Consider the following 22,595-nt stretch of genomic DNA (forward strand, 5'->3'; position numbering starts at 1 on the left):
TTCGCCTCATCGTTTAGCCCTGCTTCGGCAGGGCTTTTTATTGCCCCCGTTTCCTGAAACCTCGTGCTACAGTGTTTGGATGCTGTTCAAAAAGGAGTATCGACCATGCCTGGCCTGAAAATTACGCTGTTGCAACAATCGCTGGTGTGGATGGATGGTCCCGCTAATTTACGTCATTTTGACCTGCAGCTTGAGCTTATGAGCGGACGCGATCTGATCGTTTTGCCGGAGATGTTCACCACAGGCTTTGCCATGGAGGCCGCCAGCAGCGCGCTTTCTCATGAAGACGTGATTGACTGGATGCGAGGCAAGGCGCGACAAACAAATGCGATGATTGCCGGTAGCGTAGCCCTGCCAGGCGAGACAGGAGCGGTAAACCGCTTTTTGCTGGTTGAGCCCGAAGGAACGGTACACTTTTACGATAAGCGTCATTTGTTTCGCATGGCGGACGAGCATAAATATTATCAGCCGGGTGACACCCGAAAAGTGGTCGACTGGCGCGGCTGGCGGATCCTACCGCTGATTTGCTATGACCTGCGCTTTCCGGTGTGGTCGCGTAACCGAAACGACTACGATCTGGCGCTGTACGTCGCCAACTGGCCCGCTCCCCGTTCGCTGCACTGGCAGACGCTGCTGGCGGCGCGCGCTATCGAAAACCAGGCTTACGTGGCGGGATGTAATCGCGTCGGCACCGACGGCAATGGACATCACTACCGAGGCGACAGTCGGGTAATCAATCCTCAGGGCGAAATCATTGCGACCGCGGACGCCCACCAGGCGACACGGATCGACGCAGACCTGTCGCTGAGCGCACTGAAGGAATATCGGGAAAAGTTTCCCGCCTGGCAGGACGCTGACGGGTTTACGTTAGGGTGAGATGTTGAAGCCATGCAAAAACGACGAAAGCCTGAATCATTGCTGATTCAGGCTTTCTGAATAGTGGCGGAACGGACGGGACTCGAACCCGCGACCCCCTGCGTGACAGGCAGGTATTCTAACCAACTGAACTACCGCTCCGCGTTGTGTTCCACTTGGGAACGAAGCGCATATTACGGATTGGTATGCACCTCGTCAACGCTTTTTCTCATGTTTTTAATCGTTTGCTCTAAATTTCACCCGGACGGCGATTTTTACATCATTAACGGCCTGACTTACGCCCGCCAAAGGCAACTTCCGCCCTTTTTCTCAACCAGGTCAAGACGCGATTCATGGGCGGCGACCTCCTCATCAGAGGCAAAAACAACGCGTAGTTTGCGAGCCTGACGCACAAGACGCTGGATTGTCTCTTCACCCTGTTGCTGCTGAGTTTCCCCTTCCATGGCAAAAGTCATCGACGTTTGTCCGCCCGTCATCGCCAGATAAACGTCGGCCAGGATTTGGGCATCGAGCAATGCGCCGTGAAGCGTACGTTTGCTGTTATCGATCTCATAACGCGAACATAACGCATCAAGGCTGTTGCGCTTGCCGGGGAACATCTTTCTTGCCAGCGCCAGACTGTCGGTAACTTTACAGAAGGTGTTGGTTTTAGGGATATCGCGATTGAGCTTCGCGAACTCGTAATCCATAAAGCCGATATCAAACGACGCGTTATGAATCACCAGCTCTGCGCCACGGATATAGTCGAGAAACTCATCGGCCACTTCGGAAAAGGTTGGCTTATCCAGCAGAAACTCATCCGCAATTCCGTGAACGCCGAACGCTTCCGGGTCCACCAGCCGGTCAGGCTTAAGATAGATATGAAAGTTATTGCCCGTCAGACGCCGGTTGATGACTTCCACCGCGCCGATCTCAATGATCTTGTGCCCCTCGTAGTGCGCGCCAATCTGGTTCATACCGGTAGTTTCGGTATCGAGGACGATCTGTCGTGTAATTGCAGTGCTCATAGCGGTCATTTATGTCAGACTTGTCGTTTTAGGGTTCGATTCAATTACAGGAAGTCTACCAGAGATGCTTAAACAGGTAGAAATTTTCACCGATGGCTCCTGCCTGGGTAATCCCGGTCCGGGAGGTTATGGGGCGATTTTACGCTATCGCGGACGCGAGAAAACCTTTAGTGAAGGTTATACCCTCACAACCAACAACCGCATGGAGCTCATGGCGGCGATCGTTGCGCTGGAGGCGCTCAAAGAACATTGTGAAGTCATTTTAAGCACCGACAGCCAGTACGTGCGCCAGGGGATTACTCAATGGATCCACAACTGGAAAAAACGCGGCTGGAAAACGGCAGAGAAAAAGCCGGTAAAAAATGTCGATCTGTGGAAACGGCTTGATGCAGCGCTCGGCCAGCATCAAATAAAATGGGAATGGGTAAAAGGCCACGCAGGCCATCCGGAAAACGAACGCTGCGACGAACTGGCGCGCGCAGCAGCCATGAATCCAACCCGGGAAGATGTCGGTTATCAGACAGAAGAAGCTTAAGCGTCCGGTTTGCGAAGTTGCCGGGTGGCGCCCACGGCCTGGGGAATTCGCGCTTTGGTTTTGCTCTGTTTCATTGGGTTAAGCGTAAGCGGAATCGTGCGCTTACGCGCCACAATCGTCTGCATACAGCCCAATGCAGGAAGATGCGCGCTCAGCATTTTTCCGCCGTTCTTTTTCCACGGCAGCACATGAAAGCGGCTGTAATACAACACCTCAAAATTCAACAAGGACAGCCAGTCCAACTGGCGCATCAGCGTAAACATTCGGCTATTGTAAGGAGGTGACTTGCGCAGCACAGGCACCAGCTTACGCAACCCCATCAGGCTCACCGGGTTAAAACCGCTGAGCACCAGCCAGCCATCATCAATCAGTACACGATCGGCTTCGCGCAGTAGACGGTGAGGATCGTCGCACCAGGGGAGCGTGTGCGCCAACAGGCAGACATCGACCGATTTCGGGGCGAAAGGAAGATGTAGCGGATCGGCCTGAACCTGGACAGGCGAGCCTTTGGTCGACACATTGACCTGATGAGACACCGCGCAGGCTTCTGTGTTGATTTCTGCGCTTAAATTGCCCACCTTAAGCAGGTGAAATCCATACATTTTAGCGAACCACGGATTAAGCTGTTGTTCCAGCGCCTCACGATAGTACTCGCCCCAGGGCAAATCGCCCCAGCGATCGGGTGCTACAACTGTCTGAGGGTTCCTTGCCGGTTTCATCACAACCATCCGTTACGCATAGAGAGGTAATAAATGAATCTTAACAGTATTCCGGCGTTTGAGGACAACTACATCTGGGTTCTGAGTGATGACGAAGGTCGTTGCCTGATTGTCGATCCGGGCGACGCCGCGCCAGTCCTGCACGCCATTGCCGAAAATCATTGGCAACCCGAAGCCATTTTATTGACGCATCACCATAACGATCACGTTGGCGGCGTAAAAGAACTGGCGCAAAAATTCCCACACCTGGTGGTATACGGACCGGCAGAAACACAAAATAAAGGCGCTACGCATATCGTCAAAGAGGGCGATTCCGTGTCCATTTTGGGACATGAATTTAGCGTATTCGCGACCCCAGGACACACTTTAGGACATATCTGTTACTTTAGTCATCCTTACCTTTTTTGCGGCGACACGCTTTTCTCGGGCGGTTGCGGACGGCTATTTGAAGGGACTGCCAGCCAGATGTATCAATCCCTTAAAAAAATAACCGCACTTCCTGATGATACGCTTGTTTGCTGTGCTCATGAGTATACGTTAGCAAACCTTAAGTTTGCTTTAAGCATTCTACCGCACGATTCGTTCATAAATGATTATTATCGTAAAGTTAATGAGTTACGGGTAAAAAAACAAATGACACTACCCGTAATTCTGAAAAATGAGCGGCAAAATAATATTTTTCTGCGAACAGAAGATCCTGATTTAATTAATGAAATTAACAAAGAAACAATATTGCAACACCCTGAACAGCGTTTTGCATGGTTAAGGTCAAAGAAAGACACCTTCTGACAATTCCGGGTTGCCTTTTCAAAACTTCGCCGTTATGATCGGTCGTCTTTTAAGCAACTATTGACACACACATGAAGGCAAAAGCGATATTACTCGCCTCTGTCCTGCTCGTGGGTTGCCAGTCGTCTCAAAACGCAGGCAATGTCCAACAGCACGCACAGAGCCTTTCTGCAGCTGGTCAAGGGGAAGCAGGAAAGTTTACGAGTCAGGCGCGATGGATGGACGATGGGACGTCCCTCGCGCAGGATCAAGACTTGTGGGCTTTCATTGGCGACGAGCTAAAGATGGGAATTCCGGAGAATGACCGGATTCGCGAACAGAAACAAAAGTATTTACGCAATAAGAGCTATCTCCACGATGTAACTTTACGGGCAGAGCCGTATATGTACTGGATAGCCGGGCAGGTTAAGAAACGTAACATGCCGATGGAACTGGTACTACTACCCATAGTGGAGAGCGCTTTTGATCCTCACGCAACGTCTGGCGCCAATGCCGCAGGTATCTGGCAGATCATTCCGAGCACGGGACGCAATTACGGTTTAAAACAGACCCGCAATTATGATGCGCGTCGCGATCTTGTGGCCTCCACAACCGCAGCGCTCGACATGATGCAGCGTCTGAACAAGATGTTTGATGGCGACTGGTTACTGACCGTAGCGGCGTATAACAGCGGCGAAGGTCGGGTCATGAAGGCAATCAAAGCGAACAAGGCGCGTGGGAAATCCACCGACTTCTGGTCGTTGCCGTTGCCGCGTGAAACGAAGCTGTATGTGCCTAAGATGCTGGCCTTGAGCGATATTCTTAAGAACAGTAAACGTTACGGCGTGAGTCTGCCCACCCCGGACGAAAGCCGGGCACTGGCGCGTGTACGTTTGAGCAGCCCGGTTGAAATGGCGCAGGTTGCAGACATGGCGGGGATTTCCGTCAGCAAGCTGAAGACCTTTAACGCGGGAGTGAAAGGCTCCACGTTGGGCGTTAGCGGTCCACAGTATGTGATGGTGCCAAAGAAGCATGCAGAGCAACTGCGTGAGTCGCTGGCTTCCGGCGAGATTGCCGCCGTGCAGTCTACGTTGGTGGCCGATAACACGCCGCTGAACAGTCGTAGCTATACCGTTCGTTCAGGCGATACGCTTTCCGGCATTGCTTCGCGTCTCGGCGTGAGCACCAGAGATTTGCAGCAGTGGAATAAACTGCGCGGATCATCGTTGAAAGTGGGCCAAAGCCTGACGATCGGCGCTGGCAGCAGTGCACAGCGACTGGCCAATAACAGCGACAGCATTACTTATCGCGTGCGGAAAGGCGATTCGCTGTCGAGCATTGCTAAACGTCACGGCGTAAACATCAAAGATGTGATGCGCTGGAACAGCGATACGGCAAATCTGCAGCCGGGTGATCAGCTGACGTTGTTTGTAAAAAACAACGCTACGCCGGACTCCTGAAGGCGGTTATAAAAATAAAGGCACTGGATTCCCCCCAGTGCCTTTTTTATTTATGCCGTTTTGTGGGCTTCAACCATTATCGTGTCGCTGCTGAATGAACCGTCGCCCTGTAAGTCGAAGTAAGCTTTTACTTCTGCCGAGGCACTCTCCTGATAAATACGGATCGCTTCCACCAGCGCTGCGGGAGTTCGCATTCTCGTAACCCATGAACGGAACTCCAGCGACAGACGATCGGTCAATAACGAGTCGGCCACGAAACCCGCCTCACTGATCAACGACAGCCACTCGCCAGCAGAATAATTACGCACGTGGGAGGTGTCCCGCAACGCTTCAACGGTCTGTAACCAGATATCCCGTACCGGATGTCCTGGGGACATAACATCCATCACGATCAATACCCCGCCCGGCTTCAGTACCCGATTCACTTCCCGCAACGCCCGTCCGACATCATGCCAGTGATGTGCGGAGTATCGGCTGATAACCACGTCAAAAACGCCGTCTTCAAATGGCAAGGTTTCGGCATAACCCTGACGGGTAGTGATATTGCTAAACCCCTTCTCATTTGCGGCGTGAGCGACAACATCGAGCATCTGAGAGGATAAATCATACGCCACCACCTCTTTGACGTTCTGCGCCGCGACGAAGCTGGCATGGCCGGCGCCACACCCCATGTCCAGCAAGCGGGCCTGCGGCAAAGAGGACAGGCGTGCCGCCAGACGCTGTAAGTCGCGTCCGGAGGCATGTACTGCGCTGGTTAAATAAGCGCTGGCCTGAGAGCCAAACTGTTTTTCAACGTTATCGTGGTGGGAGTGGAATGTCATTGTGCTGTCCTTTCGTTGTTGACAAGATAAAGGGCAGCACCGCGACAGGTCTGCCCCAACGGCAGACCTGACTCACCTTATTGATCAGGTTTGCCGGGACTGAATTCGACGAGTAGCGGATTGTGATCGGAAGCGCGCGTCACCAGTACGGAAGCCTCGCTGACGTTCAGACCACGGTAAAAGACAAAATCGAGAGGACGACCAAACGCCCGACGGCGCTGATCGTCAGTAAAGCGAACCTGCCGCAGGGACATCTCACGCGCAAAGCGATACAGCGCATTCATACGACGTCGGCTCCAGGCGTTAAAATCACCGGCCATAATTACCGGACCACTGTGATGCGCTATCTGGTCACCGATGGGAAGTAACTGCTTACTGTACACATCAACCCCCAGACTAAAGTTCACTGCGTGAATATTCACGACCATCAGCAGTCGCGTATCCGGTAACGGATAGACCGTGACCAGTGCAGACTTGGCGAGACGCAGTATCGGCTCACGCTCGCGAAGAGGACAACAATAAACCGGATGCGCGGCTGACAGCGTCATCACCCCGGACGGGTGCTGCGGCAACACAAACGCCGGTACCTGATCGGCCGCCAGATAGTTAGCGGTCGCAAACTGGACCAGCTCCGGCGTGGTCTGAGCTTCCTGTAATAACACCAAATGCGCGTCTTTACCGAAATTTTTCAGCACCGACAGCCATTCGGCCCGCTGCTGCTTGAATATGTTCCACACCAGGATGCGTATCCGATCTTCACTGCTTAACGGCGCCCCGGCGGGTAATGCCTGGCCGATGCTCGAAAACGACCCGGGCGGCAATATCCGCTCAGCGGGTTGTCCGGCAACGTAGCGCATGGCATAGGTGTTTTTTCGCACTTTTAACTTTCAAACCTCTGTAACGTCAACCAGTCCGGTGTCGGACTGGTTCTTCTGTTATAGGGATTTTAGCTCACACTTTCAACGACCAATTACTGTTTGTTTGTAAGTAAGCGCTGACTTAAGCCACTTACCCCAGTGCGACCACGCGTTGCGGCTTGTCCATTCGGCCACTGACGCCGAGCAATAAAAAAGCGCCCAAAACAATCAGCGCGCCGATCCACGGCGTCTGCGCCAGCCCAACATGCTCAACCGTCTGCCCGCCGATCACCGATCCCAGCGCAATGCCAATATTAAAGGCGGCAATATTCAGCCCCGACGCGACATCAACCGCATTTGGGGTAAACAGCTCAGCCTTTTGCACGACATAGACCTGCAGTCCCGGAACATTGCCAAACGCGAAAATCCCCATCACCAGTATCGTTGCCAGCGCAGCGTAGTGCAGGGTGGCCGTGAACTGAAACACCATAAGCAGGAGAAACAACGCCGCAAAGATAAATTTTAGCGCGGGTACCGCACCATGCTTATCTGCCAGTCTGCCGCCCCAGATATTCCCCACCGCCACGGATACGCCATATCCCAGTAAGATCCAGCTCACCGCTGAGGGTGAGAAACCCGCAAGCTCCTGCATCATCGGCGCGAGAAAAGTAAACGCGGTAAAGACGCCGCCATACCCGAGCGCGGTAATGGCATAAATAAGCAGCAAACGTGGATGCGTTAATACGCGCAGTTGATCGCGGAGGGATGCCGCGGCGCGTCCGGGTATGTTCGCCGGAATCAATAGCTGGCTGCCGATCAGCGCGATAACGCCTAACAGGGAAACCGCCAGAAACGTTTCACGCCAGCCAACATGTTGACCGATAAACGTCCCCAGCGGCACGCCAGTGACCAGAGCCACTGTCAGCCCACCAAACATAATGGCAATGGCGGATGCCGCTTTCTCTTTTGGCACCAGACTGGTCGCGATGGTGGAGCCAACGGAGAAAAATACCCCGTGAGCCAGTCCGGTAAGTAGCCGGGCAATAATAAGGGTGGTGTAACCCGGCGCCTGCCAGGCCAACAGATTACCCGCCGTGAACAATACCATCAGCGCGACCAGGAGCTGCTTACGCGGTAAGCGCCCTGTCAACGCGGTCAGCACTGGCGCGCCAATAGCAACACCCAGCGCATAGATAGAAACCAGCATCCCCGCCGAAGGAAGGGAGACAGATAACTGTTCGGCAATGGTCGGCACCAGCCCCACAATCACAAACTCGGTGGTACCAATAGCAAATGCGCTTATTGTTAGCGCGAATAACGCGAGAGGCATAAATTACTCCAGTTCATCACTATTCAGATGACACGCAGTATGCCGGGATGGTTTAATAACAAAAATATCCAAAATAACAATACAATTTTGCTTCAGAGGCAAAAATGAAAGCAACATCGGAAGAACTTGCTATCTTTGTATCAGTGGTGGAAAGCGGAAGCTTTAGCCGCGCAGCGGAACAACTTGGTCAGGCAAACTCAGCAGTCAGCCGGGCCGTTAAAAAACTGGAAATGAAGCTTGGCGTCAGTCTCCTTAACCGTACTACCCGTCAGCTCAGCCTGACGGAAGAAGGCGAACGTTACTTCCGGCGCGTACAGTCCGTACTGCAGGAGATGGCTGCGGCAGAGACCGAGATTATGGAGACGCGAACCACGCCGCGTGGCCTGCTGCGCATTGACGCGGCCACGCCAGTCGTTCTGCACTTTCTGATGCCGCTGATTAAACCGTTTCGTGAACGTTATCCAGAGATTACCCTTTCTCTGGTTTCTTCCGAGACCTTTATCAATCTTATTGAACGGAAAGTGGATGTGGCTATCCGCGCGGGCACATTGACGGATTCGAGCCTGCGCGCCCGACCATTGTTTACCAGCTACCGTAAAATTATTGCCTCGCCAGAGTATGTATCGCGCTTTGGTAAACCCGAGACGGTAGAAGAGTTGAAGCAGCACCTTTGCCTGGGCTTTAGCGAACCGGTCTCGCTTAATACCTGGCCCATCGCCTGTCGCGACGGTCAGCTTCACGAAATTATATGCGGTATTTCATCGAATAGCGGAGAGACGCTTAAACAGCTTTGCCTTAGCGGCAACGGCATTGCCTGTCTGTCAGATTATATGATTGATCGGGAGATCGAGCGGGGTGAGTTGATTGAGCTCATGGCCGATAAACGTTTGCCGGTAGAGATGCCATTCAGCGCGGTGTATTACAGCGATCGCGCGGTGAGTACTCGCATTCGGGCGTTCATCGACTTTCTGAGCGAGCATATCAAAACAGCTCCCGAAGGAGCTGTCTGAAAGGGAGAAGGCACAGATCAGGAATTAATCCCACTGTGGCGCCAACCCCTCGGGACTGACCAGGCGATCGTTACAGTCCAGCGTGGCGATTGCGTGTTTATCTTCAGCATCCAGCTTCAGATTCAGCGCCTGAAGATTACTCGCGAGGTTTTCCCGTTTTGTGGAAGAGGGAATGACTGAAAAGCCTTCACCTATTGCCCACGCCAGGATCACCTGGGCTGGCGTTGCGCTATGCTTCGCTGCAATACGGGAAATCACTTCATCATTCAGAGCTTTACCATACGCCAGGGTCATGTAAGAGGTGATATGGATGCCGTGCTGTTTTGCCCACTCAACCACTTTACCGTTTTGCAGATAAGGCGACAGCTCAATCTGATTTGTCGCGATATTATCAACGCCTACGGCGGCAATGGCTTTTTCCATCAATGGGATAGTGAAGTTTGAGATACCGATTTCACGAGTGAGTCCTTGCTCTTTCGCTTCCAGCAGCTCCTGCATAAATTCTGCAACCGGAACAGCATCATTAGGCGAAGGCCAGTGGATCAGCGTCAGATCGACATAATCGGTACGTAGCTTTTTAAGACTCTCTTTCAGGCTGGGAATGAGCTTGTCTTTGCTCAGATTTTCAGTCCAGATCTTGGTGGTGATGTATAACTCACCGCGTGGAATGCCGCTTTCTGCAATCGCCTGCCCTACTGCCGCTTCATTGTCATAAATTTGTGCCGTATCGACAGCACGATAGCCCAGCGCGAGAGCTGTTTTCACGGACGCAATAACCACGTCGTCCTTAAGACGAAAAGTACCTAAACCAAATGCCGGGATAGCCATAAAATTCCTCGTTAATTCTGTATGTTTGTAAACTCAAAGGATTATGACTTTCTGGTGCAGCTGGAAAAAGAGCGTAAAGCGCAGAGGATTTTTGCGAATTTGGCAATAATGGAACGGCAGGCAAAGAAAAAGCCCTGAGTGTTAACTCAGGGCTCTTAATAAGTGGCGGAACGGACGGGACTCGAACCCGCGACCCCCTGCGTGACAGGCAGGTATTCTAACCAACTGAACTACCGCTCCACCGAATTTTTCTACAACCACTGATTTTTACATCAGTTTACTGCTTAATTTGATGCCTGGCAGTTCCCTACTCTCGCATGGGGAGACCCCACACTACCATCGGCGCTACGGCGTTTCACTTCTGAGTTCGGCATGGGGTCAGGTGGGACCACCGCGCTACGGCCGCCAGGCAAATTCTTTGTGCTCTTAAAACGAATCTTTTCCACTGATGCTGCGTTGGCTGCGCTTGCGAACCTCAGTCACATACTTAGGTATGCTCCTTCCGTCGCTTCACTTGCCGCCTTGCCTCAGCGTAAAATCTTTCGTTTTCGCAAAATCTGTAATCAATGCTGAAAATCTTCTCAATTCCGCCAAAACATCTTCGGCGTTGTAAGGTTAAGCCTCACGGTTCATTAGTACCGGTTAGCTCAACGCATCGCTGCGCTTACACACCCGGCCTATCAACGTCGTCGTCTTCAACGTTCCTTCAGGAGACTTAAAGTCTCAGGGAGAACTCATCTCGGGGCAAGTTTCGTGCTTAGATGCTTTCAGCACTTATCTCTTCCGCATTTAGCTACCGGGCAGTGCCATTGGCATGACAACCCGAACACCAGTGATGCGTCCACTCCGGTCCTCTCGTACTAGGAGCAGCCCCCCTCAGTTCTCCAGCGCCCACGGCAGATAGGGACCGAACTGTCTCACGACGTTCTAAACCCAGCTCGCGTACCACTTTAAATGGCGAACAGCCATACCCTTGGGACCTACTTCAGCCCCAGGATGTGATGAGCCGACATCGAGGTGCCAAACACCGCCGTCGATATGAACTCTTGGGCGGTATCAGCCTGTTATCCCCGGAGTACCTTTTATCCGTTGAGCGATGGCCCTTCCATTCAGAACCACCGGATCACTATGACCTGCTTTCGCACCTGCTCGCGCCGTCACGCTCGCAGTCAAGCTGGCTTATGCCATTGCACTAACCTCCTGATGTCCGACCAGGATTAGCCAACCTTCGTGCTCCTCCGTTACTCTTTAGGAGGAGACCGCCCCAGTCAAACTACCCACCAGACACTGTCCGCAACCCGGATTACGGGCCTACGTTAGAACACCAGCCATTAAAGGGTGGTATTTCAAGGGCGGCTCCACGCAGACTGGCGTCCACGCTTCAAAGCCTCCCACCTATCCTACACATCAAGGACCAGTGTTCAGTGTCAAGCTATAGTAAAGGTTCACGGGGTCTTTCCGTCTTGCCGCGGGTACACTGCATCTTCACAGCGAGTTCAATTTCACTGAGTCTCGGGTGGAGACAGCCTGGCCATCATTACGCCATTCGTGCAGGTCGGAACTTACCCGACAAGGAATTTCGCTACCTTAGGACCGTTATAGTTACGGCCGCCGTTTACCGGGGCTTCGATCAAGAGCTTCTCCTTACGGATAACCCCATCAATTAACCTTCCGGCACCGGGCAGGCGTCACACCGTATACGTCCACTTTCGTGTTTGCACAGTGCTGTGTTTTTAATAAACAGTTGCAGCCAGCTGGTATCTTCGACTGATTTCAGCTCCATGAGTAAATCACTTCACCTACATATCAGCGTGCCTTCTCCCGAAGTTACGGCACCATTTTGCCTAGTTCCTTCACCCGAGTTCTCTCAAGCGCCTTGGTATTCTCTACCTGACCACCTGTGTCGGTTTGGGGTACGATTTGATGTTACCTGATGCTTAGAGGCTTTTCCTGGAAGCAGGGCATTTGTCACTTCAGCACCGTAGTGCCTCGTCATCACGCCTCAGTGTTAAAGTGAACCGGATTTACCTGGAACACACACCTACACGCTTAAACCGGGACAACCGTCGCCCGGCCGACATAGCCTTCTCCGTCCCCCCTTCGCAGTAACACCAAGTACAGGAATATTAACCTGTTTCCCATCGACTACGCCTTTCGGCCTCGCCTTAGGGGTCGACTCACCCTGCCCCGATTAACGTTGGACAGGAACCCTTGGTCTTCCGGCGAGCGGGCTTTTCACCCGCTTTATCGTTACTTATGTCAGCATTCGCACTTCTGATACCTCCAGCATGCCTCACGACACACCTTCAACGGCTTACAGAACGCTCCCCTACCCAACAACGCATACGCGTCGCTGCCGCAGCTTCGGTGCATGGTTTAGCCCCGTTACATCTTCCGCGCAGGCCGACTCGACCAGTGAGCTATTACGCTTTCTTTAAATGATGGCTGCTTCTAAGCCAACATCCTGGCTGTCTGAGCCTTCCCACATCGTTTCCCACTTAACCATGACTTTGGGACCTTAGCTGGCGGTCTGGGTTGTTTCCCTCTTCACGACGGACGTTAGCACCCGCCGTGTGTCTCCCGTGATAACATTCTCCGGTATTCGCAGTTTGCATCGGGTTGGTAAGCCGGGATGGCCCCCTAGCCGAAACAGTGCTCTACCCCCGGAGATGAATTCACGAGGCGCTACCTAAATAGCTTTCGGGGAGAACCAGCTATCTCCCGGTTTGATTGGCCTTTCACCCCCAGCCACAGGTCATCCGCTAATTTTTCAACATTAGTCGGTTCGGTCCTCCAGTTAGTGTTACCCAACCTTCAACCTGCCCATGGCTAGATCACCGGGTTTCGGGTCTATACCCTGCAACTTAACGCCCAGTTAAGACTCGGTTTCCCTGCGGCTCCCCTATACGGTTAACCTTGCTACAGAATATAAGTCGCTGACCCATTATACAAAAGGTACGCAGTCACCCCATAAAGAGGCTCCCACTGCTTGTACGTACACGGTTTCAGGTTCTTTTTCACTCCCCTCGCCGGGGTTCTTTTCGCCTTTCCCTCACGGTACTGGTTCACTATCGGTCAGTCAGGAGTATTTAGCCTTGGAGGATGGTCCCCCCATATTCAGACAGGATACCACGTGTCCCGCCCTACTCATCGAGCTCACAACCGGTGCGGTTTTGTGTACGGGGCTGTCACCCTGTATCGCGTGCCTTTCCAGACACTTCCACTACCACACTGGCTGATTCAGGCTCTGGGCTGCTCCCCGTTCGCTCGCCGCTACTGGGGGAATCTCGGTTGATTTCTTTTCCTCGGGGTACTTAGATGTTTCAGTTCCCCCGGTTCGCCTCGTTAACCTATGTATTCAGTTAACGATAGTGTGACGAATCACACTGGGTTTCCCCATTCGGACATCGCCGGGTCAAAGGTTCATATCACCTCGCCGACGCTTTTCGCAGATTAGCACGTCCTTCATCGCCTCTGACTGCCAGGGCATCCACCGTGTACGCTTGGTCGCTTAACCTCACAACCCGAAGAGGTCTTGTTCTGTCCGGTTCGTTGCGCGTCGTGAATACTGCGTTGTTCCGTACTCGCGATGCTCATGGACGGTAAGTCCACTGCGCTCGCTGCGTGCGGTACGCCTTGTCTTCACTTCGCTCACGTCACCTGTGACAGGATCCTTCATGGTTGCGATAATTGAGAGACTCACGAACAACTTTCGTTGTTCTGTGTTTCAATTTTCAGCTTGATCCAGATTTTTAAAGAGCAAATATCTCAAACATGACTCGTAAGTCAGTTTTGAGATATAACGGCCGGCGACTTTCACTCACACAAACCAGCAAGTGGCGTCCCCTAGGGGATTCGAACCCCTGTTACCGCCGTGAAAGGGCGGTGTCCTGGGCCTCTAGACGAAGGGGACACGAAAATTGCTTATCACGCGCTGCGTGATATTTTCGTGTAGGGTGAGCTTTCATTAATAGAAAGCGAGCGGCCTTATTTCATTCAGCCTCACTCCCAACGCGTAAACGCCTTGCTTCTCTACATCTATCAGACAATCTGTGTGAGCACTACAAAGGCAGGTTCTTTAAGGTAAGGAGGTGATCCAACCGCAGGTTCCCCTACGGTTACCTTGTTACGACTTCACCCCAGTCATGAATCACAAAGTGGTAAGCGCCCTCCCGAAGGTTAAGCTACCTACTTCTTTTGCAACCCACTCCCATGGTGTGACGGGCGGTGTGTACAAGGCCCGGGAACGTATTCACCGTGGCATTCTGATCCACGATTACTAGCGATTCCGACTTCATGGAGTCGAGTTGCAGACTCCAATCCGGACTACGACATACTTTATGAGGTCCGCTTGCTCTCGCGAGGTCGCTTCTCTTTGTATATGCCATTGTAGCACGTGTGTAGCCCTGGTCGTAAGGGCCATGATGACTTGACGTCATCCCCACCTTCCTCCAGTTTATCACTGGCAGTCTCCTTTGAGTTCCCGGCCGGACCGCTGGCAACAAAGGATAAGGGTTGCGCTCGTTGCGGGACTTAACCCAACATTTCACAACACGAGCTGACGACAGCCATGCAGCACCTGTCTCACGGTTCCCGAAGGCACAACCGCATCTCTGCAGTCTTCCGTGGATGTCAAGACCAGGTAAGGTTCTTCGCGTTGCATCGAATTAAACCACATGCTCCACCGCTTGTGCGGGCCCCCGTCAATTCATTTGAGTTTTAACCTTGCGGCCGTACTCCCCAGGCGGTCTACTTAACGCGTTAGCTCCGGAAGCCACGCCTCAAGGGCACAGCCTCCAAGTAGACATCGTTTACGGCGTGGACTACCAGGGTATCTAATCCTGTTTGCTCCCCACGCTTTCGCACCTGAGCGTCAGTCTTCGTCCAGGGGGCCGCCTTCGCCACCGGTATTCCTCCAGATCTCTACGCATTTCACCGCTACACCTGGAATTCTACCCCCCTCTACGAGACTCAAGCCTGCCAGTTTCGAATGCAGTTCCCAGGTTGAGCCCGGGGATTTCACATCCGACTTGACAGACCGCCTGCGTGCGCTTTACGCCCAGTAATTCCGATTAACGCTTGCACCCTCCGTATTACCGCGGCTGCTGGCACGGAGTTAGCCGGTGCTTCTTCTGCGGGTAACGTCAATGACTGCGGTTATTAACCACAATCCCTTCCTCCCCGCTGAAAGTACTTTACAACCCGAAGGCCTTCTTCATACACGCGGCATGGCTGCATCAGGCTTGCGCCCATTGTGCAATATTCCCCACTGCTGCCTCCCGTAGGAGTCTGGACCGTGTCTCAGTTCCAGTGTGGCTGGTCATCCTCTCAGACCAGCTAGGGATCGTCGCCTTGGTGAGCCGTTACCTCACCAACAAGCTAATCCCATCTGGGCACATCCGGTGGCAAGAGGCCCGAAGGTCCCCCTCTTTGGTCTTGCGACGTTATGCGGTATTAGCTACCGTTTCCAGTAGTTATCCCCCTCCACCGGGCAGTTTCCCAGACATTACTCACCCGTCCGCCACTCGTCAGCAAAGCAGCAAGCTGCTTCCTGTTACCGTTCGACTTGCATGTGTTAGGCCTGCCGCCAGCGTTCAATCTGAGCCATGATCAAACTCTTCAATTTAAGTTTGATGCTCGTGAATTAAACTTCGTAATGAATTACGTGTTCACTCAGAGACTTGGTATTCATTTTTCGTCTTTCGACGTTAAGAATCCATGTCACTTTGAGTGCCCACACAGATTGTCTGATAAATTGTTAAAGAGCAGTTGCGACGCGCTTCAGCGCTCTGTCGCGAGGTGGCGTATATTACGCTTTCCTCTTTCAGAGTCAACCCTGAATTTCAGGATTTTTCTCTTCAACCGGACCGGCTGTTTGTGTGAAGTGATTCACATCCGCCGTGTCGATGGAGGCGCATTATAGGGAGTCGTCTCAGGAAGACAAGCGGAAAAATGCAGATTTATTTCAACCGCTCACCTTTTGAGCACAACGCTTACTTTTACTGCTGTTTTATCGCTAAAGGCAGGTCTGCCAGACTATTAATCACCCAATCCGCGGCATTTTCTGCTTCTGGCGTCACAGGCTTACCGGTACGTACCAACACTTTGGTTCCGACCCCTGCCGCCAGCGCGGCCTGCATGTCTTCTAATTTATCGCCCACCATATAAGACGCCGCCATATCAATATGCAGAAAATCGCGAGCAGAGATCAGCATGCCTGGATGCGGTTTACGACAATCGCAAACCTGACGAAACTCCTCTACGCTTCCCTGTGGGTGATGGGGACAATAATAGATGCCGTCGAGATCAACATCGCGGTCTGCCAGCGACCAGTCCATCCATTCTGTTAAGGTTTCAAACTGCGCTTCAGTAAATTTGCCGCGCGCAATGCCGGACTGGTTGGTGACAACCACCAACGCATAGCCCATTTTTTTAAGTTCACGCATGGCGTCAATGACACCGTCGATGAATTCGAATTCGTCGATCTCATGTACGTAGCCGTGGTCCACATTGATAGTGCCGTCGCGGTCGAGAAAAATTGCGGGTACAGACTTTGCCACCTTTTATAGCTCCTGAATAAGGCATGTGGCGCTAGTATCGCATTTTTCGGCAGGCAAGAAAGTGCTCATCGTAGAAAGCCTGATTGATTTAGACGTCTGGATGCCTTAACATCCATTTTGTTGACGGCGATTCACCGCTTCAGACAGACAAAAATGCTACGGCTAACTTCATTACGATAATAAATAATCAATGATTAAACTTTCGAATATCACCAAAGTGTTCCAACAAGGGACCCGCACCATTCAGGCGTTGAACAATGTCAGCCTGCATGTCCCTGCCGGACAAATTTACGGTGTGATTGGCGCATCAGGCGCCGGTAAAAGTACGCTAATCCGCTGTGTCAACCTGCTGGAGCGCCCGACAGAGGGGAGCGTGTTGGTAGGCGGGCAGGAGCTGACCACGCTTTCTGAATCTGAGCTGACCAAAGCGCGTCGCCAGATCGGCATGATTTTCCAGCACTTTAATCTGCTGGCCTCCCGTACGGTTTTCGGCAACGTGGCGCTGCCGCTGGAGCTGGACAACACGCCGAAAGAGGAGATCACACGTCGCGTGACCGAATTGCTGGATCTGGTGGGTCTGGGCGATAAGCACGACAGTTACCCGGCCAATCTTTCCGGTGGTCAAAAACAGCGTGTGGCGATTGCCCGTGCGCTGGCAAGCCAGCCCAAAGTGCTGCTGTGCGACGAAGCCACCAGCGCACTGGACCCGGCAACCACACGTTCGATCCTCGAATTACTGAAGGACATTAATCGTCGCCTCGGTCTGACCATTCTGCTGATCACACACGAGATGGATGTGGTTAAGCGTATCTGTGACTGCGTGGCCGTGATCAGCAACGGCGAACTGATAGAACAGGATACGGTCAGTGAAGTGTTTTCCCACCCGAAGACCCCGCTGGCGCAAAAATTTATCCAGTCCACGCTGCATCTCGACATTCCGGAAGATTATCTGGAGCGTCTGAAACCAGCCCCCGAAGCCGATAGCGTACCGATGCTGCGCATGGAGTTCACCGGTCAGTCGGTTGATGCGCCGCTGCTTTCCGAAACAGCGCGTCGCTTTAACGTCAATAACAACATTATTAGCGCGCAAATGGATTACGCTGGCGGCGTGAAGTTCGGCATTATGCTGACGGAAATGCACGGCACTCAAGAAGAAACACAAGCCGCCATTGCCTGGCTGCAAGAACACCATGTAAAAGTAGAGGTACTGGGTTATGTCTGAACCGATGATGTGGTTGCTGGTTCGTGGCGTCTGGGAAACGCTGGCGATGACCTTTGTATCCGGATTCTTTGGTTTCGTTATCGGTTTACCGGTTGGCGTGTTGCTCTACGTCACGCGTCCCGGGCAAATTATCGAAAACGCGAAGCTCTACCGCATTCTTTCCGCGGTGGTGAATATCTTCCGGTCAATTCCGTTTATTATTCTTCTGGTCTGGATGATTCCGTTTACTCGCGTCATTGTCGGAACCTCAATCGGACTGCAGGCCGCGATTGTGCCGCTTACCGTTGGCGCCGCGCCGTTTATCGCCCGCATGGTGGAAAACGCGCTGCTGGAAATCCCAACAGGATTGATTGAAGCGTCACGCGCGATGGGTGCGACGCCGCTGCAAATCGTGCGTAAAGTTCTGCTGCCCGAAGCGCTGCCGGGTCTGGTGAACGCGGCGACTATCACGCTGATTACCCTTGTCGGCTATTCAGCCATGGGAGGCGCTGTGGGCGCTGGCGGTCTGGGCCAGATCGGTTACCAGTATGGCTATATCGGCTACAACGCGACCGTGATGAACACGGTGCTGGTATTACTCGTCGTTCTGGTTTATTTAATTCAGTTCGCAGGCGATCGCATCGTTCGGTCTGTAACGCACAAGTAACGTTAACCACAACACAAATAACTCATTAAGGAAATAAGCATGGCGTTCAAATTCAAGACCTTTGCGGCAGTAGGAGCCCTGATTGGTTCTCTGGCTCTTGTGGGTTGCGGACAGGATGAGAAAGATCCCAACCACATCAAAGTGGGCGTTATCGTCGGTGCTGAACAGCAGGTTGCCGAAGTTGCGCAGAAAGTCGCAAAAGAAAAATACGGGCTGGACGTAGAACTGGTGACGTTCAATGACTACGTGCTGCCTAACGAAGCGCTGAGCAAAGGCGACATTGATGCCAACGCCTTCCAGCACAAACCGTATCTGGATCAGCAGATCAAAGATCGCGGCTACAAACTGACGCCTGCGGGCAATACTTTTGTCTACCCGATTGCGGGCTACTCCAAAAAAATCAAATCGCTGGATGAACTGCAGGATGGCGCGCAGGTCGCCGTACCAAACGATCCGACCAACCTCGGTCGTTCGCTGCTACTACTGCAAAAAGTGGGTTTGATCCAACTGAAAGACGGCGTGGGCCTCCTGCCAACCTCACTGGACATTGTCGGAAACCCGAAAAATCTGAAAATTGTCGAACTGGAAGCCCCGCAACTGCCCCGTTCTCTTGATGATGCGCAGATCGCCCTGGCGGTGATCAACACCACCTATGCCAGCCAGATCAACCTAACCCCGGCGAAAGACGGTATCTTTGTGGAAGACAAAGATTCCCCGTACGTCAACCTGATCGTCACCCGTGAAGATAACAAGGATGCGGAAAACGTGAAGAAATTCGTGCAGGCCTATCAGTCTGACGAAGTCTACGAAGCTGCCAATAAAGTCTTTAACGGCGGCGCAGTGAAAGGCTGGTAATTTTTAGGCTCTTTTCTCAAACTGTAATATCATTCAGGACGGGCACTTGCCCGTCTTGTCATTTATGCAAGCTCCTGATTCAATATCTGACAGTTAGATCATTCATTGAGGAAATATTATGCGTGCTTTACCGATCTGTTTATTGGCACTCATGCTGAGCGGCTGTTCCATGCTAAGCAGATCCCCCGTTGAACCTGTTCAAAGCACTCCAACCCCACCTAAAGCGGAGCCGGAAAAACCTAAAGCGCCGCGCGCAGCTCCTGTCAGAATTTATACCAGTGCTGAAGCGCTGGTCGGCAAGCCGTTCCGCGATCTGGGTGAAGTCAGCGGCGACTCATGCCAGGCAACGAATCAGGATTCTCCACCGAGCATCCCTACGGCGCGTAAGCGTATGCAGATTAACGCGTCAAAAATGAAAGCGAATGCCGTCCTGCTGCACAGCTGTGAAGTGACCAGCGGTACGCCGGGCTGCTACCGTCAGGCTGTCTGCATTGGTTCTGCGCTTAACATTTCGGCTAAATGAGTCATTTTCAGTTTGAGCAAATCGGTGTCATTCGCTCACCTTACAAAGAAAAGTTCGCCGTCCCTCGCCAGCCGGGTCTGGTAAAGAGCGCGCATGGCGAACTGCACCTGCTGCCGCCCTTTAATCAGGCCGATGCCGTCCGTGGTCTGGAGGCGTTCAGCCATCTGTGGGTGCTCTTTGTGTTTCATCAGACAATGGAAGGCGGATGGCGTCCGACCGTACGTCCGCCTCGCCTTGGCGGCAATGCGCGCATGGGGGTCTTTGCCACCCGCTCGACGTTTCGCCCAAACCCTGTCGGCATGTCGCTGGTTGAGCTAAAGGACATTTCCTGCCACAAAGAACGCGTCATTCTGAAGCTCGGCAGTCTGGATCTGGTTGATGGAACGCCGGTTATCGACATTAAGCCTTATTTGCCGTTCGCCGAATCGCTTACAGATGCCCGGGCCAGCTATGCGCAACATGCGCCAGTGGCCGAAATGCAGGTAAGCTTTAGTGATGAACTTGAGCGGCAATTCCCGACGCTGGAAAAACGCTACCCGCAGCTTAAAACATTTATTCGCGATGTGCTGGCGCAGGATCCGCGTCCCGCTTATCGTAAAGGTGAAGAAACAGGGAAAACGTACGCGGTCTGGTTGCATGATTTCAACGTGCGCTGGCGCGTAACGGAAACGGGATTTGAAGTCTTTGCGCTCGAACCCCGCTAATTTCATGCCCTTCTCTTTTGACATCCCTTTCTCGCTGGTAAACTAAATCACTTTTTTTGTGTCAGGCTCACGTTGAGCCTGTTCGATCGTCCAACTGGAACCGTAACAACATGCGTACTAGCCAATATCTGCTCTCCACTCTGAAGGAGACACCTGCCGACGCCGAGGTTATCAGCCATCAGCTGATGCTGCGCGCCGGGATGATCCGCAAGCTCGCCTCCGGGTTATATACCTGGCTGCCGACTGGCCTGCGCGTTCTGAAAAAAGTCGAAAACATCGTGCGTGAAGAAATGAACAACGCCGGCGCGATCGAGGTGTCTATGCCAGTGGTTCAGCCAGCTGACCTGTGGCAAGAGAGTGGCCGTTGGGAACAGTACGGTCCGGAACTGCTGCGTTTTGTTGACCGTGGCGAGCGTCCGTTCGTACTCGGCCCAACCCACGAAGAAGTCATCACCGATCTGGTGCGTAACGAACTCAGCTCATATAAGCAGCTGCCGCTGAACTTCTTCCAGATCCAGACGAAGTTCCGTGACGAAGTGCGTCCGCGTTTCGGCGTCATGCGCTCCCGCGAGTTCCTGATGAAAGATGCCTATTCTTTCCACACCTCGCAGGAATCCTTGCAGGAAACCTACGACGCGATGTACGCAGCCTACAGCAAAATCTTCACCCGTATCGGTCTGGAATTCCGCGCAGTGCAGGCTGACACGGGTTCGATTGGCGGTAGCGCGTCTCACGAATTCCAGGTGCTGGCGCAGAGTGGCGAAGATGACATTATCTTTTCTGACACCTCCGATTACGCCGCCAACATCGAGCTGGCTGAAGCCGTCGCGCCAAAAGCCCCGCGCGCTGCCGCGACGCAGGAGATGACGCTGGTTGATACGCCAAACGCGAAAACTATCGCGGAGTTAGTTGAACAGTTTGCTCTGCCGATTGAGAAAACCGTGAAAACGCTGTTGGTGAAAGCGGTCGAAGGCAGCAGCTATCCGCTGGTCGCGCTGCTGGTTCGCGGCGATCACGAACTGAATGAAGTTAAAGCGGAAAAACTGCCGCAGGTCGCCAGCCCGCTGACCTTCGCAACCGAAGCGGAAATCCGCGCCATCGTCAACGCAGGCCCGGGTTCACTTGGTCCGGTCAACATGCCGATCCCGGTTGTCATCGACCGTACCGTTGCGGCGATGAGCGATTTCGCGGCAGGCGCTAACGTTGACGGCAAGCACTACTTCGGCATCAACTGGGATCGCGACGTGGCAACGCCGGAAGTGGCAGACCTCCGTAACGTGGTCGCAGGCGATCCGAGCCCGGATGGTCAGGGTACGCTGCTTATCAAGCGCGGCATCGAAGTGGGTCATATTTTCCAGTTGGGTACCAAATACTCCGAGGCGCTGAAAGCCGCCGTTCAGGGTGAAGATGGCCGTAACCAGATCCTGACCATGGGCTGCTACGGAATCGGCGTAACACGTGTGGTTGCAGCCGCGATTGAACAAAACTACGACGAGCGCGGCATCGTGTGGCCCGACGCTATCGCACCGTTCCAGGTCGCTATTCTGCCTATGAATATGCATAAATCTTACCGTGTGCAGGAACTGGCGGAAAAACTGTATGCCGAACTGCGAGCCCAGGGCATTGAAGTGCTGATGGACGACCGTAAAGAACGTCCAGGCGTGATGTTCGCGGATATGGAGCTGATCGGTATTCCTCACACTATCGTGCTGGGCGACCGTAACCTCGACAATGACGACATCGAATACAAATATCGTCGTAATGGCGAGAAGCAATTGATTAAAACCGGTGACATCGTTAGCTATCTGGTCAAACAGATCAAAGGCTGATGCACAAAAAACCCCGCAGCCGCGGGGTTTTTCTTTTTCATACTC

At 52.9% G+C, this 22,595-nt stretch carries 18 protein-coding genes, 3 tRNA genes and 3 rRNA genes; 11 read left to right on the forward strand and 13 right to left on the reverse strand.

Features of this window, described 5'->3' with window-relative positions; translation table 11 throughout:
• Positions 1-105 precede the first annotated feature (105 nt).
• Positions 106-876, forward strand: coding sequence for an amidohydrolase (locus tag JY391_RS17250; protein WP_211934729.1), 771 nt, complete (start codon positions 106-108; stop codon positions 874-876).
• 64 nt (positions 877-940) lie between these two features.
• Here the strand turns inward: JY391_RS17250 and JY391_RS17255 are convergent.
• Both JY391_RS17255 and dnaQ read right to left on the reverse strand, forming a co-directional pair.
• Positions 941-1,017, reverse strand: a tRNA-Asp gene (locus JY391_RS17255).
• Between the two features lie 134 nt (positions 1,018-1,151).
• Entirely contained in the window at positions 1,152-1,883 is a 732-nt protein-coding gene (gene dnaQ / locus JY391_RS17260; RefSeq protein ID WP_199957898.1) for a DNA polymerase III subunit epsilon, read from the reverse strand.
• 64 nt (positions 1,884-1,947) lie between these two features.
• On the opposite strand from dnaQ, the gene rnhA reads away from it, so the two are divergent.
• Positions 1,948-2,418 carry a ribonuclease HI gene (rnhA, locus tag JY391_RS17265; RefSeq protein WP_042286171.1) on the forward strand — a complete coding sequence of 157 codons (471 nt, stop codon included), beginning with the start codon at positions 1,948-1,950 and terminating at the stop codon, positions 2,416-2,418.
• Here rnhA and JY391_RS17270 read toward each other — a convergent pair.
• Complete coding sequence (locus tag JY391_RS17270; protein ID WP_199957897.1) at positions 2,415-3,137, reverse strand: class I SAM-dependent methyltransferase; 723 nt, start codon at positions 3,135-3,137, stop codon at positions 2,415-2,417. The two genes, rnhA and JY391_RS17270, sit on opposite strands and share 4 nt — an antisense overlap.
• Before the next feature lie 33 nt (positions 3,138-3,170).
• Here JY391_RS17270 and gloB point away from each other — a divergent pair, with 33 nt between their 5' ends.
• Together gloB and mltD are read left to right on the forward strand one after the other, a co-directional pair.
• On the forward strand, positions 3,171-3,926 hold the full coding sequence (gloB, locus tag JY391_RS17275) for a hydroxyacylglutathione hydrolase (protein WP_211934730.1): 756 nt from the start codon (positions 3,171-3,173) through the stop codon (positions 3,924-3,926).
• A gap of 71 nt (positions 3,927-3,997) precedes the next feature.
• Positions 3,998-5,365: a murein transglycosylase D gene (gene mltD, locus JY391_RS17280; RefSeq protein WP_042286177.1), complete on the forward strand. Its 1,368-nt coding sequence runs from the start codon at positions 3,998-4,000 to the stop codon at positions 5,363-5,365.
• Between the two features lie 50 nt (positions 5,366-5,415).
• On the opposite strand, the gene JY391_RS17285 is transcribed toward mltD, so the two are convergent.
• From JY391_RS17285 to JY391_RS17295, 3 genes are all read right to left on the reverse strand, one after another.
• Positions 5,416-6,186 carry a class I SAM-dependent methyltransferase gene (locus JY391_RS17285; protein ID WP_211934731.1) on the reverse strand — a complete coding sequence of 257 codons (771 nt, stop codon included), beginning with the start codon at positions 6,184-6,186 and terminating at the stop codon, positions 5,416-5,418.
• Positions 6,187-6,263: 77 nt separating this feature from the next.
• Positions 6,264-7,064, reverse strand: a complete 801-nt coding sequence (locus tag JY391_RS17290) for an endonuclease/exonuclease/phosphatase family protein (protein ID WP_042286179.1) — start codon at positions 7,062-7,064, stop codon at positions 6,264-6,266.
• A gap of 130 nt (positions 7,065-7,194) precedes the next feature.
• A complete protein-coding gene (locus JY391_RS17295; RefSeq protein WP_060571102.1) occupies positions 7,195-8,373 on the reverse strand; it encodes an MFS transporter in 1,179 nt (392 codons plus the stop codon).
• A gap of 104 nt (positions 8,374-8,477) precedes the next feature.
• Between JY391_RS17295 and yafC the strand changes: the two genes are divergently transcribed.
• The gene (gene yafC, locus JY391_RS17300) at positions 8,478-9,383 is read left to right on the forward strand and encodes a DNA-binding transcriptional regulator YafC (protein WP_181821932.1); all 906 of its coding nucleotides are present in this window, start codon (positions 8,478-8,480) and stop codon (positions 9,381-9,383) included.
• A gap of 24 nt (positions 9,384-9,407) precedes the next feature.
• Here the strand turns inward: yafC and dkgB are convergent, their stop codons facing one another.
• The 7 genes from dkgB to gmhB form a co-directional block, all read right to left on the reverse strand.
• Positions 9,408-10,211: a 2,5-didehydrogluconate reductase DkgB gene (gene dkgB / locus JY391_RS17305; protein ID WP_211934732.1), complete on the reverse strand. Its 804-nt coding sequence runs from the start codon at positions 10,209-10,211 to the stop codon at positions 9,408-9,410.
• A 163-nt stretch (positions 10,212-10,374) separates the two neighbouring features.
• Positions 10,375-10,451, reverse strand: a tRNA-Asp gene (locus JY391_RS17310).
• A 54-nt stretch (positions 10,452-10,505) separates the two neighbouring features.
• Positions 10,506-10,621, reverse strand: a 5S ribosomal RNA gene (gene rrf, locus JY391_RS17315).
• A 201-nt stretch (positions 10,622-10,822) separates the two neighbouring features.
• Positions 10,823-13,728, reverse strand: a 23S ribosomal RNA gene (locus JY391_RS17320).
• Positions 13,729-14,048: 320 nt separating this feature from the next.
• Positions 14,049-14,124 (reverse strand) — tRNA-Glu (locus JY391_RS17325).
• Positions 14,125-14,295: 171 nt separating this feature from the next.
• Positions 14,296-15,837: ribosomal RNA gene (locus JY391_RS17330) — 16S ribosomal RNA — on the reverse strand.
• Together the 16S, 23S and 5S rRNA genes with 2 tRNA genes alongside form the textbook arrangement of a ribosomal RNA operon.
• Before the next feature lie 373 nt (positions 15,838-16,210).
• Positions 16,211-16,771, reverse strand: coding sequence for a D-glycero-beta-D-manno-heptose 1,7-bisphosphate 7-phosphatase (gene gmhB, locus JY391_RS17335; RefSeq protein WP_042289808.1), 561 nt, complete (start codon positions 16,769-16,771; stop codon positions 16,211-16,213).
• 190 nt (positions 16,772-16,961) lie between these two features.
• Here gmhB and metN point away from each other — a divergent pair, with 190 nt between their 5' ends.
• The 6 genes from metN (at position 16,962) to proS (ending at position 22,550) form a co-directional block, all read left to right on the forward strand.
• A complete protein-coding gene (gene metN / locus JY391_RS17340) occupies positions 16,962-17,993 on the forward strand; it encodes a methionine ABC transporter ATP-binding protein MetN (RefSeq protein WP_211934733.1) in 1,032 nt (343 codons plus the stop codon).
• The gene (locus tag JY391_RS17345) at positions 17,986-18,639 is read left to right on the forward strand and encodes a methionine ABC transporter permease MetI (protein ID WP_042289812.1); all 654 of its coding nucleotides are present in this window, start codon (positions 17,986-17,988) and stop codon (positions 18,637-18,639) included. Before metN ends, JY391_RS17345 begins: the two co-directional genes overlap by 8 nt.
• Before the next feature lie 39 nt (positions 18,640-18,678).
• Positions 18,679-19,494 (forward strand): methionine ABC transporter substrate-binding lipoprotein MetQ, encoded by an 816-nt coding sequence (gene metQ / locus JY391_RS17350; protein WP_060570041.1) that lies wholly within the window; start codon positions 18,679-18,681, stop codon positions 19,492-19,494.
• Positions 19,495-19,612: 118 nt separating this feature from the next.
• Entirely contained in the window at positions 19,613-20,017 is a 405-nt protein-coding gene (gene rcsF / locus JY391_RS17355) for an envelope stress sensor lipoprotein RcsF (protein ID WP_042289817.1), read from the forward strand.
• A complete protein-coding gene (gene tsaA, locus JY391_RS17360; RefSeq protein WP_060570040.1) occupies positions 20,014-20,721 on the forward strand; it encodes a tRNA (N6-threonylcarbamoyladenosine(37)-N6)-methyltransferase TrmO in 708 nt (235 codons plus the stop codon). Before rcsF ends, tsaA begins: the two co-directional genes overlap by 4 nt.
• A gap of 110 nt (positions 20,722-20,831) precedes the next feature.
• Positions 20,832-22,550, forward strand: coding sequence for a proline--tRNA ligase (gene proS / locus JY391_RS17365; protein WP_060570039.1), 1,719 nt, complete (start codon positions 20,832-20,834; stop codon positions 22,548-22,550).
• Positions 22,551-22,595 lie beyond the last annotated feature (45 nt).

Origin of the sequence: Citrobacter sedlakii (genome assembly GCF_018128425.1) — a bacterium.
In the GTDB taxonomy this organism is placed as follows: domain Bacteria; phylum Pseudomonadota; class Gammaproteobacteria; order Enterobacterales; family Enterobacteriaceae; genus Citrobacter_A; species Citrobacter_A sedlakii.

Coding starts and splice junctions, on each gene's coding strand:
- JY391_RS17250 (WP_211934729.1), top strand. CDS start 106: ATGCCTGGCCTGAAAATTACGCTGTTGCAACAATCGCTGGTGTGGATG.
- dnaQ (WP_199957898.1), bottom strand. CDS start 1,883: ATGAGCACTGCAATTACACGACAGATCGTCCTCGATACCGAAACTACC.
- rnhA (WP_042286171.1), top strand. CDS start 1,948: ATGCTTAAACAGGTAGAAATTTTCACCGATGGCTCCTGCCTGGGTAAT.
- JY391_RS17270 (WP_199957897.1), bottom strand. CDS start 3,137: ATGAAACCGGCAAGGAACCCTCAGACAGTTGTAGCACCCGATCGCTGG.
- gloB (WP_211934730.1), top strand. CDS start 3,171: ATGAATCTTAACAGTATTCCGGCGTTTGAGGACAACTACATCTGGGTT.
- mltD (WP_042286177.1), top strand. CDS start 3,998: ATGAAGGCAAAAGCGATATTACTCGCCTCTGTCCTGCTCGTGGGTTGC.
- JY391_RS17285 (WP_211934731.1), bottom strand. CDS start 6,186: ATGACATTCCACTCCCACCACGATAACGTTGAAAAACAGTTTGGCTCT.
- JY391_RS17295 (WP_060571102.1), bottom strand. CDS start 8,373: ATGCCTCTCGCGTTATTCGCGCTAACAATAAGCGCATTTGCTATTGGT.
- yafC (WP_181821932.1), top strand. CDS start 8,478: ATGAAAGCAACATCGGAAGAACTTGCTATCTTTGTATCAGTGGTGGAA.
- dkgB (WP_211934732.1), bottom strand. CDS start 10,211: ATGGCTATCCCGGCATTTGGTTTAGGTACTTTTCGTCTTAAGGACGAC.
- metN (WP_211934733.1), top strand. CDS start 16,962: ATGATTAAACTTTCGAATATCACCAAAGTGTTCCAACAAGGGACCCGC.
- JY391_RS17345 (WP_042289812.1), top strand. CDS start 17,986: ATGTCTGAACCGATGATGTGGTTGCTGGTTCGTGGCGTCTGGGAAACG.
- metQ (WP_060570041.1), top strand. CDS start 18,679: ATGGCGTTCAAATTCAAGACCTTTGCGGCAGTAGGAGCCCTGATTGGT.
- rcsF (WP_042289817.1), top strand. CDS start 19,613: ATGCGTGCTTTACCGATCTGTTTATTGGCACTCATGCTGAGCGGCTGT.
- tsaA (WP_060570040.1), top strand. CDS start 20,014: ATGAGTCATTTTCAGTTTGAGCAAATCGGTGTCATTCGCTCACCTTAC.
- proS (WP_060570039.1), top strand. CDS start 20,832: ATGCGTACTAGCCAATATCTGCTCTCCACTCTGAAGGAGACACCTGCC.